Origin of the sequence: Neptunomonas japonica DSM 18939, from assembly GCF_000422765.1 — a bacterium.
GTDB classification, from domain to species: domain Bacteria; phylum Pseudomonadota; class Gammaproteobacteria; order Pseudomonadales; family Balneatricaceae; genus Neptunomonas; species Neptunomonas japonica.
In genome coordinates this window covers 163,893-178,303 of record NZ_KE383917.1, presented here as the reverse complement: position 1 = coordinate 178,303, position 14,411 = coordinate 163,893, and the positions used below count along the sequence as shown (strand labels likewise).

Genomic DNA, 14,411 nt, shown 5'->3' with positions numbered 1-14,411 from the left:
AGGAATGATTGCACTTTTTCGCTCAATGTTAGGCAGTTTAAGAGATCTGCTGCCTATTATTCTTGTTATTGCCTTTTTTCAGCTATTTGTGCTGCAACAGCCCATCCCTGATTTTTTAGGGTTAGTGATTGGCCTGTTATGTGTAGTGTTGGGGCTGACATTCTTTATTTTCGGCTTAGAAATGGGATTGTTTCCGATAGGTGAAACAATGGCTCATGCCTTTGCTAGAAAAGGCAGTGTTTTCTGGTTACTCGCTTTTGCTTTTGCATTGGGGTTTGGTACTACCATAGCAGAACCCGCGTTAATAGCCGTGGCCGCTGAGGCGGCTACTGTTGCTGCAAACGGTGGGATGATAGCAACCGATGATGCTTCTCAAGAAAGCTATGCATCGGGTTTGCGCTTAACAGTTGCCTTTTCTGTGGGGCTAGCGATTGTTTTAGGAGTCCTTAGAATACTAAAAGGCTGGTCTATTCAATGGATGATTATTGGGGGCTACCTGTTAGTTGTCATTATGACTGGGTTAGCACCCAAAGAAATTATTGGTATTGCTTATGACTCCGGAGGTGTAACGACCTCTACTATTACTGTGCCTCTGGTAACCGCATTGGGAGTTGGGTTAGCGTCTGCTATTGAAGGGCGTAACCCGATGATTGATGGCTTTGGTTTGATCGCATTTGCTTCATTAACGCCGATGATTTTTGTCATGGCTTACGGCATGGTGATTTGATGTTGAGCTTATTAAATGAGTTTTGGGTTGTACTTCAATCGACTGTTAGAGATGTTATCCCTATTGCGGTGATACTGTTTGGTTTTCAATTTTTAGTTATTCGCCGCCGTATCCCCAACCTTAAAAAAGTTATTATTGGTTTTGCCTACGTTTTGGTCGGCTTGGCTTTGTTCTTGTTGGGGCTCGAAAAAGCGTTATTTCCTATCGGTCGCCTTATGGCTGAGCAGCTTACAAACCCAGACTTTCTTCGCCAATGGGGTTCATCAGTAGGTGATGTTCTGCACTGGAGCGATTATTACTGGGTGTATATTTTTGCCTTTGCTATTGGTGCTAGTACAACAATAGCTGAGCCTTCTTTAATTGCTGTTGCGATTAAAGCTAATGAGGTGTCCGGTGGTGCAATTGGCGTCTGGGGGCTGCGTTTAGCGGTTGCTTTGGGCGTGGCTATAGGGATTTCATTGGGCTCTTGGCGGATTGTCACGGGTTATCCAATTCACTGGTTCATTATTAGTGGTTATATTGTGGTAGTGCTGCAAACTCTGTGTGCTCCTAAGTTAATTATCCCACTGGCTTATGACTCTGGTGGCGTAACAACCTCTACGGTTACTGTGCCTTTGGTGGCTGCGTTAGGTCTTGGGTTGGCTGAAACTGTGCCGGGACGTAGTGCTTTAATTGATGGTTTTGGTTTAATTGCTTTTGCTAGTTTGTTTCCTATTATTACAGTAATGGGTTACGCGCAAATAATTGAATGGATAGAAAAACGTGCGAAGAAAAATGAGTCTGCTAGCTTGGCTGGCAGCAAGGAGTAAATAGATGCATTTCAAACTGTTGTTGGTGTTTGTAGAAGATAGTAAAACCGATACTGTGATGAAGGCTGCACGTGAGGCCGGTGCGACTGGAGCAACAATCATTAATAATGCCAGAGGAGAGGGGGTCGTTAAGACCAAGACTTTTTTTGGCTTATCGCTGGAAACTCAGCGTGATGTATTGTTGTTCATTGTTGAAGAACACTTGAGTCGTAAGATTCTAGAAACTATTTCTGATGTGGCAGGTTTTGATGAGGCACCAGGGCGAGGCATTGCGATTCAGCTAGATGTTGAAGATGCAGTGGGCGTGGCGCATCAGATAGAAGCATTAACCGATGCGGTGGAGGAGGAGCTATGAGTGGTGAGCAGGCCATTGTGCGCGTACGTGATGTAATGACGCAGGATTACGGAATGGTTGATGGGCTGACAACTATTCGCGAGGCGTTGGATATTTTCAAGGCTCGTGATGCTTCGGTCCTCATTATTAATAAGCGTCATGATGATGACGAATATGGGATTTTATTGATATCCGATATCGCTAAACAGGTTGTTGCCAAAAATCGTGCTCCTGAGCGTGTTAACGTATACGAAGTGATGGCAAAACCTGTAGTGGCGGTTGATCCACAGATGGATGTAAAGTATTGCGCCAGACTATTTGATAGCTTTGGTTTGTCTACTGCCCCGGTTATTCAAGAGGGTGCTGTGATGGGTGTGATTAGCTACAACGAGATTGTTTTGGAAGGTTTACGTCTGTAATTTATGCAAAAGTATTGTTGATGTAAGCTTAAAAATTACAGCGGACAAACGTTAGTTGTCCGCTGTAATCGTCTTCGTATTAATGAGTTAAACGCAAGCAATGATCTAGTTTTAATACTAGGCTAAGTAACGCTTTCGTATCGACTTCAACGCGTTTGAACGCCTCTCCTGCCATCGAAAACATATCACTGTTATTCGGTAGTGCAGCCTGTGATTTTGCCATCTTTTCTAATTTAGGAAGCATGATCCATTGCATCCACTCGCAAAAAGTTAACGTATCAACACAAAAGGGCTGAGTGCTACTCAGTGCTTCGTCAGAAGGTGCTGTCGACTGCCATAAGTCCTTAAGTACCATCTCTTTCGAAATAGCATTAAGGATGTCTAAGAGTTCGCTGTGCTGGCTCATGATGCTTGGTTTCTAGCTGCTTTCATTGTGTCGGTTATCATGAAGGCTAGTTCCAACGCTTGCTCGCCATTGAGCCTCGGGTCACAGAAAGTATCGTATTGATGAGCTAAGCCTTCTTCTGTGATCTGGAATGCACCACCGATGCATTCAGTAACGTTATTGCCTGTCATCTCTAAGTGAACACCGCCAGCGTGTGTGCCTTCTGCACGATGAACCGCAAAGAACCCTTGGATTTCAGCCAAAATAGCATCCACGCTGCGAGTCTTATAGCCGCTGGTGGCTGTTATAGTGTTGCCATGCATTGGATCTGAACTCCATACTACATGCCTACCTTCACTTTTAACGGTACGAACCAGCGGTGCTAATTTTTCAGTGATCTGTTTAGCACCCATGCGAGCAATTAATGTTATGCGCCCTGGTAGGTTGTTAGGGTTCAATATATCTAAGAGCTGAATGAGGTCATCCGGTGCAGTGGTTGGGCCTACTTTTATACCGATTGGGTTCTGAACGCCACGTAGGAACTCAACATGAGCATGGTCTGCTTGGCGTGTTCTGTCTCCAATCCATAGCATATGGGCTGAGCAGTCATACCAATCCTGACTAATGCTATCTTGGCGCGTGAGGGCTTGTTCATAGCCAAGCAAGAGTGCTTCATGAGATGTGTAGACGGCTGTTTCGTTGATCTGCGAAGTGTTTTCAGCATGAATGCCGCACGCTTCCATAAAGGCAAGTGTCTGATCTATTTGATCAGCCATGTGTTGGTATTTTTCACCCAATGGGCTTTGTTCAACAAAACCTAAGTTCCAGCGGTGTACCTGGTGTAAGTCAGCAAAGCCGCCTTGTGCAAAAGCACGTAGTAGGTTTAGCGTGGCTGCAGATTGGTTGTACGCTTTTAATAAGCGCTCTGGATCTGGGATGCGTGCTTCAGGTGTAAATGCATTATCGTTGATGATATCGCCGCGATAAGTGGGCAGTGTGACGCCATCTTTTGTCTCTGTATCTGAAGAGCGTGGTTTGGCAAACTGCCCGGCCATGCGACCCACTTTAATGACAGGTACGCTGCCTGCAAAAGTCATTACGACAGCCATTTGCAGTAGTACTTTAAACGTATCACGAATTTTGTTGGCATTGAATTCTGTAAATGTTTCGGCGCAATCGCCACCTTGAAGTAAAAATGCTTTGCCTTGCGATACCTGTTCAAGCTTTTTGTGTAATGAGCGGATTTCACCCGCAAACACCAAAGGAGGAAAGTCAGACAACTGCTGTTCAACCTGACGAACCTTATCGGCGTCAGCGTAAGCAGGTTGTTGTACAATAGGTTTGTTTCTCCAGCTGTTTGGGGTCCAGATAGTCATGGTGATCCGTCTATATATCAGTGTTTATAAGAGCATCACAGTGTAAGGAATCATCACTAATAAACAAGTGTTGAAGTCATGAAATATGTTTGTGGTCAGTGGATAGTGTAAATAGTCAGTGTTTGTAGGAGTCTAAAGCGTATTTTAAGGGTCACATAGGATGACCTATGGAATGCTTTAGCAAATTAATTATCATTAATAATAGTGCAGCGAGGGTAGTGGCATGTCGAGAGAAGACTACGATAACGGACTAAAAGTACGTACAGAAGTGATGGGTGAGGAGTTTGTTCAGCGTGCTATCGACAATACCACCGAATTGACCCAACCCGTCCAAGACTGGATAAATGAGCATGCTTGGGGTTCCACATGGCAGCGTGACGGGTTGTCGCGCAGTACTCGTTCTCTCGTCACAATCGGGATGCTGGCAGCGTTAAAGGCGCCGGCAGAATTAAAAGGGCATGTGCGAGGCGCATTAAATAACGGTTGTACGCCAGAAGAGATCCAAGAAGTATTATTACACTCTATCGTTTATTGTGGCGCGCCGGCGGCTCAAGAGGCTTTCAGGGCCGCTAAAGAAGTTATAGAAGAACATTTGGCGAATAATAAGTAAGGCTGTTTAATGAATTAGCTTCCAATAACTCTTCAGAAAAATTCAGAGTTATTGGAAGAGTTATGACTGTAGGTATGAGGAGCCTGCTCAGGCTGATTTGATCCCCGTTAATGTGCTAAAAGATACCTCTTTTGCTGTGCTTAAAAAATCTACCATGAACTCGGCATTTTTCTGATCTTCGCGAATGGCTGCATAAAGCGTGCACCACACGCCTTTCTCGCCTAGTGGTCTTGCGGCAACATACTCACGCTGTAAATACTCATGTAGAGCCCAGTTAGGTAGGGCGGCAACACCCCGGCCGCTAGCTACTAGCTGCAGAATCATTAAAGTAAGCTCCGCTGTACGAATGGCGTGAGGCTCAATGGAAGCGGGATCGAGAAAGCGAGTAAACAGATCGAGCCTATTTTGGTCAACGGGATAGGTGATGACCGTTTCTTGAGCTAAATCTTGTGCTTGTATGTATTTACGAGCAATCAATTTGTGGCGTTTGCTGAGCGCTAGCACTGACTCGTAGCTGAAAAGAGGGATATAGGTAATCCCATTGCGCTTTTCAGGATCGGAGGTGATAACTAAATCTAGATCGCCACGTGCTAGTGCTGGTAATGGTTGGAATGTGAATCCACTTGAAAGGTCCATTTCTACTTCTGGCCAGTTTTGGCGGAAGCTATCTATGGTCGGCATTAACCAGTCAAAACAGCTATGGCAGTCAATGCTTATATTAAGTCGCCCTGTTTCACCGCCAGCTAGCCTTGCTATATCTCGTTCAGAGTTGCGTATCATGGGCAAAACTTCGTCAGCCAGCGTGAGTAAACGCTGCCCGGCAGAAGTGAAGCAGATAGGTTTTGTTTTGCGAATGAATAGCGAGCAATTTAGCCGGTCTTCCAGATCTTTGATTTGGTGAGAGAGAGCAGACTGCGTGAGGTGAACACGTTCGGCTGCTTCTACTAAGCTGCCAGCATCCCTTAAAGCGGAAAGTGTCTTGAGATGTCTTAATTCAATCATGCATCAGTCCTGAAATAGAGCTGTACGAAGCGCCAGATATTCACAGTGTAGACGGAAAAGGGGGGGCGCGGCCAATCTTCGTGAAGGTTGGCCGTCCATTTTTACTTAACTAGTAAGAACTCTATGAGTGCTTTTTGAGCATGTAGACGGTTTTCAGCTTCATCAAACACTACTGATCTTGGATCATCCATCATCTCGTGACTGACTTCTTCTCCCCTATGAGCAGGCAGGCAATGCATGAAGATGGCATCTTCGTGTGCTGTATCCATCAATGCTGAATTGACTTGATAGCCCTCGAAGCTTTTCATGCGAGCTTCTTGCTCATCTTCTTGTCCCATGGATGCCCAGACATCAGTGACTAAAAGGTGTGAGCCTTTGACCGCTTCTTTCGGGTCTCTGAAGATATTGACTCTGTCTTGGTGTTTTTCAACCAAGGTCATGTCAGGATCAAATCCTTCAGGGCAGGCAATATTAAGAGTAAAGTCCAGTAATGCCGCGGCGTTAATATAGGAGTGGCACATGTTATTACCATCGCCAATCCACGTTACTGTTTTGCCTGTAATGTCACCGCGATGCTCAAGGAAGCACTGCATGTCAGCGAGTAGCTGGCATGGGTGATAATCATCAGTCAGTGCGTTGATGACGGGTACTTTAGAATGCTTTGCAAAGGTTTCAATGATGTCATGACCAAATGTGCGAATCATCACTATATCGACCATGCTTGAAATCACACGCGCTGAATCTTCGATAGGTTCTCCACGGCCCAGCTGAGTGTCTCGTGAAGATAGAAACATAGCGTGTCCACCTAGTTGAGACATACCCGCTTCGAAAGAAACGCGGGTACGTGTCGAAGACTTTTCAAAAATCATGGCCATGACTTTATTGTTAAGAGGTGCATAAACTTCACCTCTATTGCGCATGGCTTTTAGTTCTATAGCACGATGCATTATCTGCTTTAGCTCTTCAGAAGAAAGGTCCTGAAGTGTTAAAAAATGTCTTGTATTCATATACCATAATGCCGCAGAAGCGGCTTTCCATGTTGTAATTGCGCTAACCTTTAATTTCTTGGTTTAGAGCGCTCATCAGCAGCGTAAATTTTAATTAGCTTAGACAGGGTGTTAACCATTAAATCAGCTTCTGTATCTGTCATGACCAGTGGTGGTAGTAAGCGAACCACATGCCCACCGCCTGTGATATTCAATAAGATGCCTTTTACTTTGGCTAGGATAGCGAGTTCAGAACCGGCTTCATTCAATTCGATAGCAATCATTAGGCCTTTACCGCGAATTTCTTTAATGTAATTCGTGCCGCCTAATTGTTCTTGAAAGCCATCCAGTATGCGCTTGCCGAGTGTTGCTGCACGCTCGCATAAATTCTCGTTCATGATGGTATCGGTAACCGCTAAACCTACAGCGCATGCTAGAGGTGAGCCACCAAATGTAGAGCCGTGAGAGCCAGGCTGGAAGGTGGTTGCTGCGCGACCTTTTGCAAGGCAGGCGCCAATTGGGAAACCATTTCCTAAGCCTTTCGCTGTTGTGACAACATCAGGGATAATATAAGTGTGTTGGTAGGCGAAATAGCGGCCTGTACGTCCATTACCTGTTTGTACTTCATCCAGCATTAATAGCCAGTCGTTGTCATCACAGATAGCTCTTAGTTCTGCAAGGTAGTCGTCAGCAGGAATTTCTACGCCACCTTCCCCAAGAATAGGCTCAACGAGTATGGCAACAACATCTTTGTTGTTGGCAGCGATGGAGCGAATTGCTTCTACATCATCGTAAGGTGCACGGACAAAACCATTAAGCAGCGGCTCGAAGCCAGCTTGTGCAGCTCGGTTGCCTGTTGCGCTAAGTGTTGCAACGGTACGGCCGTGGAAAGAGCTTTCCATTACGATAATAGACGGTTTGTCGATGCCTTTTGCATGACCAAATTTGCGAGCTATTTTGATAGCTGCTTCGTTTGCTTCAGCACCTGAGTTGCAAAAGAAAACTTTATCCATACCTGAAATATTTGTTAAGCGTGAAGCAAGCTCTTCCTGGAGTGGAATGTTATACAGGTTAGAGGTGTGAACTAACTGACCGGCCTGCTCACAAATCGCGTGAGTCACAGCTGGGTGTGCATGCCCTAATCCACAAACAGCTATACCAGACAGAGCATCTAGATATTTATTGCCATCAGTATCGAAAAGCCAGCAGCCTTCCCCGCGCTCAAAACTTACGGAGAGTCGTTTGTAAGTATTCATTAAAGGCTGTTGCGCCATATTGTTTACTCCCTACAACGAAAAAAGGCAGCCATGGCTGCCGTTTAAAGAACAACATTCTATTGATAGTAGTCTTTTTTCGCAACTATGCAGGATGATCAGCTTGAAATCCATTGAAGTAAGCACCATAAAAGGTCTAAGAGTAGAAAAAAGTCGCATATTAGGCGTTGTTTTTTTTACCATCTTATCCGAGTAATTTAGTTGGGTATGTGGTAAGATTTTGCGAATTTTATAGTGATTAGTCTTAATAACACCAGCGTCTTCAGAAGGTAGCCAGATGAGCGTAATTGATACTATTAAAGAACAGATCGAGAGCAATGCAATCCTGTTATACATGAAGGGGACTCCTCGTTTCCCTCAGTGCGGGTTCTCATCAAAATCATCAGAAGCGCTGATGGCATGCGGCGAGAAATTTGCATTTGTAAATATTTTGGAAAACCAGGAGATTCGTTCTGAGTTACCAAAATATGCTAATTGGCCTACTTTTCCTCAGCTGTGGATTAACGGTGAATTAGTAGGCGGATGCGATATCATTTGTGAGCTAGCTGAGTCAGGTGAACTAGATACTCTAGTGAAAGCTGCTGCTGAAGCTGATGATAGCGCTGCAAGCGAATAAGGATTTTTAAGGGTAGTAATTTTTGCTATCCTTATTTTTGAATATTAAACCGGACGATATCGGAGAGAACAATGGGCGTACTTGTAGGAAAACAGGCTCCTGACTTTACTGCTGCAGCAGTATTGGGTAATGGTGAGATTGTAGATGGTTTCAATCTTAAAGAAGCGATCAATGGAAAATGTGGTTTGCTATTCTTTTACCCACTGGATTTCACTTTCGTTTGTCCTTCAGAGCTGATCGCACTTGATCACCGTATGGACGCGTTCACAGAACGTGGTGTTGAGGTTATCGGTGTTTCTATCGACTCTCAGTTCACGCATAACGCATGGCGTAACACACCTATCAACGATGGCGGGATTGGTCCTGTTAAGTATACGTTGGTAGCTGATGTTAAGCATGAAATCTGCAAAGCTTACGACGTTGAGCATGATGCAGGTGTTGCATTTCGTGGCGTATTCTTGATCGATAAAGAAGGTAATGTTCGTTCGCAGATCGTTAACGACCTGCCATTAGGACGTAACATGGATGAGTTGATCCGTTTAGTTGATGCGTTGCAGTTCCATGAAGAGCACGGTGAAGTTTGCCCCGCTGGTTGGAATAAAGGCGATAAAGGTATGAATGCTTCTCCAGATGGCGTTGCTGCATATCTAGCCGCAGAGTCTGACAAGCTGTAATAAGTTAGTGATAACAAAAAAACCCGCGCTGTTACAGCGGCGGGTTTTTTTATGTCTTGCTTTAATCAATGGCAGTCATTAGTTTCGAGATTGCCGTTCATTTAGCTAGTCGTCGTGGTCTTGTAAAGCTAATACCATGTCCCAGCCGCCAAGGTCTTTCCAGCGGTTTACAATCCCACAGAATAACTCAGCTGTTTTTTCTGTGTCATATAATGCGGAATGCGCTAGTTTTCCATCAAAAGGAATGCCGGCAACATCGCATGCTTTAGCTAAAACAGTCTGACCGTAAGCAAGCCCTGATAGCGCCGCAGTATCAAATGTGGAGAAAGGGTGGAAAGGGTTACGCTTCATATCTACTCGGGAAGCAGCAGCACTAACAAACCCATGATCAAAAGAGGCATTGTGGCCGACTAAAATTGCCCGCTTGCATCCGTGAGCTTTGACCGCACGCCTTATAGGCTTAAAAATCTGTTCCATCGCTTGGATCTCAGGAATTGATTCACGGTTAGGGTCGTAAGGGTCAATACCTGTAAAGTCTAAAGCTGCTTGCTCTAGATTGGCACCTTCAAAAGGCTCAACCTCAGCGACAAAGCTTTGATCAATGATCAAGTATCCCTGCTCATCCATAGTTAGGGTTACTGCCGCAATTTCCAGTAATGCATCTGTACGAGCATTAAAGCCTGCCGTTTCTACATCAATGACAACCGGTAGATAACCGCGAAAGCGCTCAGACATTAACTGAGAGATTGTATTATTACTCAAAAGGTATCCTTAATAATGACTGCTTGAAATGTTCTTTCATTCGGGACATTCTAGCAGCCAGAATTGATGTTAGCCAAACAGAAGTGTCTTGAATCAGCATTAGAGCTTATAGTTGTTCTAATGCTGTTGGAAGTTTTCTCTTAAATTGTTGCCTGGATTATGACGCTAAGAATTAAGCTGTTCTTTTTAATGCTCTTTATGCTGCCTGTACAGGTAGTGCATGCTGTGACTTTTATGGTTGCTATCGACCAGTCCAGCTGGGATGTAGAAGCATCTCAATTTTCTTGTCGATTGGAGCAGGTTGTTCCCTCTTATGGTATCGCTCGTTTTTTTCATGAGGCGGGAGAGAAAGCTGTTTTTCAGTTGCTGCCTACGCAAAAGGGCGTCCTGTCAGGAAAGGTTAAATTGGTTGCTGAGGCGTCGGCATGGCAGCCTGGTGTCGCGCCTGAGATGATTGGCGTTGTTAAAGTCAGAGCTGGTGATCGTCAGGTTAATGTTAAATCTGACTATGCTGGTGAGATGCTGGTTGCTCTGTACCGGGGCATGTCGCCCACTTTTACCATGCCTGGTTGGATGGGGTCGAATGAGGTGTTGCGTGTTGGTTTGTCTGCCGCAAACTTTCAAAAATCTTATAATAACTATGTCGAATGTGTTGATCAGTTATTACCGGTTAACTACCGACAAGTAGCAAGAACGGCTGTGCTTTTTCCGCCAGCGCAATGGCGTTTGTCTGATTCAACAAAAGCACGCATGGATCTCATCGTAGAGTATATCAAAGCAGATGAGCGTGTCTCATCTGTCTATGTAGATGGTCATTCGGATAATGCTGGGCGCAGGTTGTTAAATCGCGATTTGTCAAAGCAGCGTGCAGAAGAAGTGACGCGTTATTTGGTCTCTAAAGGGGTGGATGAAAAAATACTGACCACGCGCTATCATGGCGAGCGTTACCCTGTTGTTGCAAATTCCTCTACCAAGAATCGAGCCCGTAATCGTCGTGTGACAATTCGTCTTGAGCGCTAATGATGGAAGTGTTTCTTCTGCCTAAGAGCTGCTATAATATCGCGCTTTAAAATATATATTCTCATAGTTGTGGTTTTGCACAACTGTTATTCAGTGGAGCTCTTTGTTGATGTCCGATATTAAAAAAGTAGTACTGGCTTATTCTGGTGGATTGGATACATCGGTTATCGTCCGCTGGTTACAGGAAACTTATAACTGTGAAGTGGTTACATTTACAGCAGACTTGGGGCAAGGCGAAGAAGTAGAGCCTGCTCGTGCGAAAGCTGAAGCGCTAGGTGTTAAAGAGATCTACATTGATGACTTGCGTGAAGAGTTTGTGCGTGATTTTGTTTTCCCAATGTTCCGTGCAAACACTGTTTACGAAGGTGAGTACCTGTTAGGTACATCAATCGCTAGGCCTCTTATTTCTAAGCGCTTGATTGAAATTGCTAATGAGACCGGTGCTGATGCCATTTCTCATGGTGCTACTGGTAAAGGTAATGACCAAGTTCGTTTCGAGCTGGGTGCTTATGCACTGAAGCCTGGGGTTACTGTTATTGCTCCTTGGCGTGAATGGGACCTGACTTCGCGTGAAACACTGATGGCGTATTGTGAAGAGCATGATATTCCTGTTGATTTCTCAACGAGCAAGAAAAAATCGCCGTATTCAATGGATGCCAACCTGCTTCATATTTCTTATGAGGGTGGTGTTCTAGAAGAGCCGTGGGCTGAAGCTGAAGACGACATGTGGCGTTGGTCTGTTTCTCCTGAAACTGCGCCGGATGAGCCGACATATATTGAATTGACTTACGCTAATGGTGATATTACAGCGATTGATGGTGTAGAGCTTTCTCCAGCAACTATACTAGAAAACCTGAACACAATCGGTGGTGCAAATGGTATAGGTCGTTTGGATATCGTAGAAAACCGCTTTGTGGGTATGAAAGCACGTGGTTGCTATGAAACACCGGGTGGCACAATTATGTTGAAAGCTCATCGTGCTATTGAGTCTATTACCCTAGATCGCGAAGCTGCACATTTGAAAGACGAGTTAATGCCTCGTTACGCTAAGCTTATCTATAACGGTTTCTGGTGGTCTGAAGAGCGTAAGATGCTTCAGCAGATGATCGATTACAGTCAGCGTAATGTGAACGGTGATGTTCGTCTGAAACTTTATAAAGGTAACGTCGTTGTTGTTGGGCGCCGCTCGGATGACAGCTTGTTTGATGAAAGCATTGCAACATTTGAAGATGATGCTGGTTCGTATGATCAGAAAGATGCAGAAGGTTTTATTAAGTTAAATGCTTTACGCATGCGTATTGCAGCAGGTAAAGGTCGTAATTTACTTGAAGATTAATTTTCAAATGTAAAATACGAAAAAAACCCGCTTATTAGCGGGTTTTTTTGTATAACGAGTGTTTTTCTAATAGGCTGATTTATATTGGTTTATGTTTTTTAAGATGCGAGTGCATGTCAAATAGCCGTTTCGGAAAATCAGTCCTGATTGTCGATTATAAGCTGGATGAATTATCTAGGCTTAGAGATATCGTATCGGGTTTAGGCTTTGAGCAAGTTGAAGCGGCGTCGTCGGTAAATATGGCTGTAAGTTATCTGCGTGAGATGGAATTTGATATTGTTCTTGTTGCTTATGATATGGGCAAGGCGGAGAAAAATGGCCTGCAAGTTGTGCAGGAGGCATTCGCTGAAAAACTACGCCTCTTTCAAACACGATTTTTGCTTATTATTGATTCTGCTTCGTCCTCTTTGCTTGTTGGTTCTTTAGAAAGCGCACCTGATGCTTATATTACTCGCCCGTATGATCGTGCAAAAATTCAGAATCTCCTAGAAAAGCTACAGCGAGTTAAAAAAGCAGTCTATCGTGTAGAAGAGTCGATGGATAGCGGTAAGTGGAGTGATGCATTAGAGTATTGTGCGCGTTTGATTGATGTTTATCCCGGACTTAAAATTTACTTGGAGCGTCTTCAAGGGGTTTGTTTGCTAGAGTCCAAAAGGTACCAGGAAGCTGAAGTGTTGTTTGGCCAGTTAGTCGCTTCTAGAAAGCAGGTCTGGGCGCAGGTCGGGCAGGGAATGTCCTTTTATTTTTTGGGGCGTCATCAAGATGCGATTAAGATTTTGCAGCAGGTTGTTGATCAGCAGCATATTTCTGTTGAAGCGTTTTCATGGTTGGCAAGAAGCATGCATGTTTGTGGTGACTTGTCGCAGTCTATTATTCTTATGCGTAAAGCTGTGATGCTACAGCCCGCCGTTCCGCAGTTGCAGTCGGAAATGGGCAATTTGGCTGCCTGCGCGCAAGAATGGGGTTTGGCTATTGATGCATTTCGGGCGGTGCTGAAATATTCACGTTATTCGGTTTTTCAAGATCCTGATCACTATTTTTCATTGGTACGTTGTCTTATTGCTCAATACCAAGTGAAGAAAGAAAAACAAGAAGAGCTTGAGCTCGAAGCGATCAGGGCAATGGAAGATGTGATGAGGGATTTCTCGGGGGATATTTCGGTGCAGTTTAGGGCTCACGTAATTATCTCAGAGCTGAGAAAGGTGCTCGGTAATGCTGAGCTAGAAGAGGCTGAGTTACTGCAAGCGATAGAGCTCTTTAGTGAAATGAGTGTTTCTGAGCAGTGGCGATGGATGGATTGGGTTATTGATGCCACTGAAGGTGGTCCTGTAGCAGATAAAGTTAAGCTGATTAGATCGCAATTGCTGCAAGCCGAGACGGTGCCTTCATGGGTTACGTTTATGAAAAGTGGCTTACAAAAATATAAAAAAGGCGATGTAGTGAGTGCTGTAGCGTTCTTTAGGCGAGCTGAATCGGCGGATGCGCAAAGCGTGGCTATTGTTCTGAATTTAGCTCAAATGGAAATTGAGTTGAAGCTGCAAGCTAGCAATGAGCTCTCGTTACAACACTGGGTTAGTTGTTTATTGCGCTTGAACCGGCTTAACTTCGGCGCTTTTTCAATAAAGCAGCATAAGCGCTTTAAAGTATTGTTGCAGCGCTACTCTGATATTCAGATGAAGATGGAAGCAGTGGATTAGATCCACGGTTCATCATCAGATAAAATTGATGCGCTCTCGCTACTTTCTTCTGTTTCATCACCTTGATTAATTAACTTCCTAGCTAGTTTTCTTGTTAGTAATTTTCGTTGGGCTGCATCAGGTAAATCAGTGAAAATAATAAGATTGCGAGACACCATCAGCTCTACCAAATCCTCAACGATACGGGCTATTCCCGTGTCTGAGCTATCTAGGTAAGCATCGGGCGTCATTTTGTCATCGTTGAGCGACAGGAACGCTAGAACGTCTGGGTTTTTCAGGTCAACAGCTTCTGCACCGTCTTGTAGAGTCTCTGATAAGCCTGTAATGCGGCCTTCATTGTTACGTAGGGCGTATAACATAAACCATTCTTCTTTCAGTTACTTA

The 14,411-nt window shown here is 44.5% G+C and carries 17 protein-coding genes; 10 read left to right on the top strand and 7 right to left on the bottom strand.

Annotated features, from left to right (window positions below; all coding sequences use genetic code 11):
- The first annotated feature begins 4 nt into the window (after positions 1-4).
- Genes G511_RS0121325 through G511_RS0121310 form a run of 4 tightly spaced genes read left to right on the top strand, consistent with a single transcriptional unit; the run spans position 5 to position 2,289 of the window.
- Positions 5-727 (top strand): DUF1538 domain-containing protein, encoded by a 723-nt coding sequence (locus G511_RS0121325; RefSeq protein ID WP_028471447.1) that lies wholly within the window; start codon positions 5-7, stop codon positions 725-727.
- Complete coding sequence (locus G511_RS0121320; RefSeq protein WP_028471446.1) at positions 727-1,536, top strand: DUF1538 domain-containing protein; 810 nt, start codon at positions 727-729, stop codon at positions 1,534-1,536. Before G511_RS0121325 ends, G511_RS0121320 begins: the two co-directional genes overlap by 1 nt.
- A 4-nt stretch (positions 1,537-1,540) precedes the next feature.
- Positions 1,541-1,891: a P-II family nitrogen regulator gene (locus G511_RS0121315; protein WP_028471445.1), complete on the top strand. Its 351-nt coding sequence runs from the start codon at positions 1,541-1,543 to the stop codon at positions 1,889-1,891.
- A complete protein-coding gene (locus G511_RS0121310; RefSeq protein WP_028471444.1) occupies positions 1,888-2,289 on the top strand; it encodes a CBS domain-containing protein in 402 nt (133 codons plus the stop codon). The genes G511_RS0121315 and G511_RS0121310 overlap by 4 nt, the downstream gene beginning before the upstream one ends.
- Positions 2,290-2,368: 79 nt before the next feature.
- On the opposite strand, the gene G511_RS23675 is transcribed toward G511_RS0121310, so the two are convergent.
- Both G511_RS23675 and G511_RS0121300 read right to left on the bottom strand, forming a co-directional pair.
- Positions 2,369-2,695, bottom strand: a complete 327-nt coding sequence (locus tag G511_RS23675; RefSeq protein ID WP_036552647.1) for a YqcC family protein — start codon at positions 2,693-2,695, stop codon at positions 2,369-2,371.
- Positions 2,692-4,050 carry a class II 3-deoxy-7-phosphoheptulonate synthase gene (locus G511_RS0121300; RefSeq protein WP_028471443.1) on the bottom strand — a complete coding sequence of 453 codons (1,359 nt, stop codon included), beginning with the start codon at positions 4,048-4,050 and terminating at the stop codon, positions 2,692-2,694. Before G511_RS0121300 ends, G511_RS23675 begins: the two co-directional genes overlap by 4 nt.
- A 223-nt stretch (positions 4,051-4,273) precedes the next feature.
- On the opposite strand from G511_RS0121300, the gene G511_RS0121295 reads away from it, so the two are divergent.
- Positions 4,274-4,660: a carboxymuconolactone decarboxylase family protein gene (locus tag G511_RS0121295; RefSeq protein WP_028471442.1), complete on the top strand. Its 387-nt coding sequence runs from the start codon at positions 4,274-4,276 to the stop codon at positions 4,658-4,660.
- An 87-nt stretch (positions 4,661-4,747) separates the two neighbouring features.
- On the opposite strand, the gene G511_RS0121290 is transcribed toward G511_RS0121295, so the two are convergent.
- From G511_RS0121290 to G511_RS0121280, 3 genes are all read right to left on the bottom strand, one after another.
- Positions 4,748-5,662 carry a LysR family transcriptional regulator gene (locus tag G511_RS0121290; RefSeq protein WP_028471441.1) on the bottom strand — a complete coding sequence of 305 codons (915 nt, stop codon included), beginning with the start codon at positions 5,660-5,662 and terminating at the stop codon, positions 4,748-4,750.
- A gap of 101 nt (positions 5,663-5,763) precedes the next feature.
- Positions 5,764-6,669, bottom strand: a complete 906-nt coding sequence (argF, locus tag G511_RS0121285) for an ornithine carbamoyltransferase (RefSeq protein WP_028471440.1) — start codon at positions 6,667-6,669, stop codon at positions 5,764-5,766.
- A gap of 50 nt (positions 6,670-6,719) precedes the next feature.
- Complete coding sequence (locus tag G511_RS0121280) at positions 6,720-7,922, bottom strand: aspartate aminotransferase family protein (protein ID WP_028471439.1); 1,203 nt, start codon at positions 7,920-7,922, stop codon at positions 6,720-6,722.
- A gap of 277 nt (positions 7,923-8,199) precedes the next feature.
- On the opposite strand from G511_RS0121280, the gene grxD reads away from it, so the two are divergent.
- Positions 8,200-8,538 carry a Grx4 family monothiol glutaredoxin gene (gene grxD / locus G511_RS0121275; protein WP_028471438.1) on the top strand — a complete coding sequence of 113 codons (339 nt, stop codon included), beginning with the start codon at positions 8,200-8,202 and terminating at the stop codon, positions 8,536-8,538.
- Between the two features lie 71 nt (positions 8,539-8,609).
- A complete protein-coding gene (locus tag G511_RS0121270) occupies positions 8,610-9,212 on the top strand; it encodes a peroxiredoxin (protein WP_028471437.1) in 603 nt (200 codons plus the stop codon).
- 105 nt (positions 9,213-9,317) lie between these two features.
- Here the strand turns inward: G511_RS0121270 and rnt are convergent, their stop codons facing one another.
- On the bottom strand, positions 9,318-9,947 hold the full coding sequence (gene rnt / locus G511_RS0121265) for a ribonuclease T (protein ID WP_028471436.1): 630 nt from the start codon (positions 9,945-9,947) through the stop codon (positions 9,318-9,320).
- 186 nt (positions 9,948-10,133) lie between these two features.
- On the opposite strand from rnt, the gene G511_RS0121260 reads away from it, so the two are divergent.
- From G511_RS0121260 to G511_RS0121250, 3 genes are all read left to right on the top strand, one after another.
- Positions 10,134-10,994, top strand: a complete 861-nt coding sequence (locus G511_RS0121260; RefSeq protein WP_028471435.1) for a flagellar protein MotY — start codon at positions 10,134-10,136, stop codon at positions 10,992-10,994.
- A gap of 109 nt (positions 10,995-11,103) precedes the next feature.
- A complete protein-coding gene (locus G511_RS0121255; protein WP_028471434.1) occupies positions 11,104-12,330 on the top strand; it encodes an argininosuccinate synthase in 1,227 nt (408 codons plus the stop codon).
- A 113-nt stretch (positions 12,331-12,443) separates the two neighbouring features.
- Positions 12,444-14,027, top strand: coding sequence for a tetratricopeptide repeat protein (locus G511_RS0121250; protein ID WP_028471433.1), 1,584 nt, complete (start codon positions 12,444-12,446; stop codon positions 14,025-14,027).
- Here G511_RS0121250 and G511_RS0121245 read toward each other — a convergent pair.
- Positions 14,024-14,386, bottom strand: a complete 363-nt coding sequence (locus G511_RS0121245) for a hypothetical protein (RefSeq protein ID WP_028471432.1) — start codon at positions 14,384-14,386, stop codon at positions 14,024-14,026. The two genes, G511_RS0121250 and G511_RS0121245, sit on opposite strands and share 4 nt — an antisense overlap.
- Positions 14,387-14,411: the final 25 nt, after the last annotated feature.

What these genes read in the sequence shown, in the direction of transcription:
- G511_RS0121255 (WP_028471434.1), top strand. Translation starts at nt 11,104, where the DNA reads ATGTCCGATATTAAAAAAGTAGTACTGGCTTATTCTGGTGGATTGGAT.
- G511_RS0121315 (WP_028471445.1), top strand. Translation starts at nt 1,541, where the DNA reads ATGCATTTCAAACTGTTGTTGGTGTTTGTAGAAGATAGTAAAACCGAT.
- G511_RS0121295 (WP_028471442.1), top strand. Translation starts at nt 4,274, where the DNA reads ATGTCGAGAGAAGACTACGATAACGGACTAAAAGTACGTACAGAAGTG.
- G511_RS0121270 (WP_028471437.1), top strand. Translation starts at nt 8,610, where the DNA reads ATGGGCGTACTTGTAGGAAAACAGGCTCCTGACTTTACTGCTGCAGCA.
- argF (WP_028471440.1), bottom strand. Translation starts at nt 6,669, where the DNA reads ATGAATACAAGACATTTTTTAACACTTCAGGACCTTTCTTCTGAAGAG.
- grxD (WP_028471438.1), top strand. Translation starts at nt 8,200, where the DNA reads ATGAGCGTAATTGATACTATTAAAGAACAGATCGAGAGCAATGCAATC.
- G511_RS0121250 (WP_028471433.1), top strand. Translation starts at nt 12,444, where the DNA reads ATGTCAAATAGCCGTTTCGGAAAATCAGTCCTGATTGTCGATTATAAG.
- G511_RS0121325 (WP_028471447.1), top strand. Translation starts at nt 5, where the DNA reads ATGATTGCACTTTTTCGCTCAATGTTAGGCAGTTTAAGAGATCTGCTG.
- G511_RS0121290 (WP_028471441.1), bottom strand. Translation starts at nt 5,662, where the DNA reads ATGATTGAATTAAGACATCTCAAGACACTTTCCGCTTTAAGGGATGCT.
- G511_RS0121310 (WP_028471444.1), top strand. Translation starts at nt 1,888, where the DNA reads ATGAGTGGTGAGCAGGCCATTGTGCGCGTACGTGATGTAATGACGCAG.
- G511_RS0121280 (WP_028471439.1), bottom strand. Translation starts at nt 7,922, where the DNA reads ATGGCGCAACAGCCTTTAATGAATACTTACAAACGACTCTCCGTAAGT.
- G511_RS0121320 (WP_028471446.1), top strand. Translation starts at nt 727, where the DNA reads ATGTTGAGCTTATTAAATGAGTTTTGGGTTGTACTTCAATCGACTGTT.
- G511_RS0121300 (WP_028471443.1), bottom strand. Translation starts at nt 4,050, where the DNA reads ATGACTATCTGGACCCCAAACAGCTGGAGAAACAAACCTATTGTACAA.
- G511_RS0121245 (WP_028471432.1), bottom strand. Translation starts at nt 14,386, where the DNA reads ATGTTATACGCCCTACGTAACAATGAAGGCCGCATTACAGGCTTATCA.
- G511_RS0121260 (WP_028471435.1), top strand. Translation starts at nt 10,134, where the DNA reads ATGACGCTAAGAATTAAGCTGTTCTTTTTAATGCTCTTTATGCTGCCT.
- G511_RS23675 (WP_036552647.1), bottom strand. Translation starts at nt 2,695, where the DNA reads ATGAGCCAGCACAGCGAACTCTTAGACATCCTTAATGCTATTTCGAAA.
- rnt (WP_028471436.1), bottom strand. Translation starts at nt 9,947, where the DNA reads ATGTCTGAGCGCTTTCGCGGTTATCTACCGGTTGTCATTGATGTAGAA.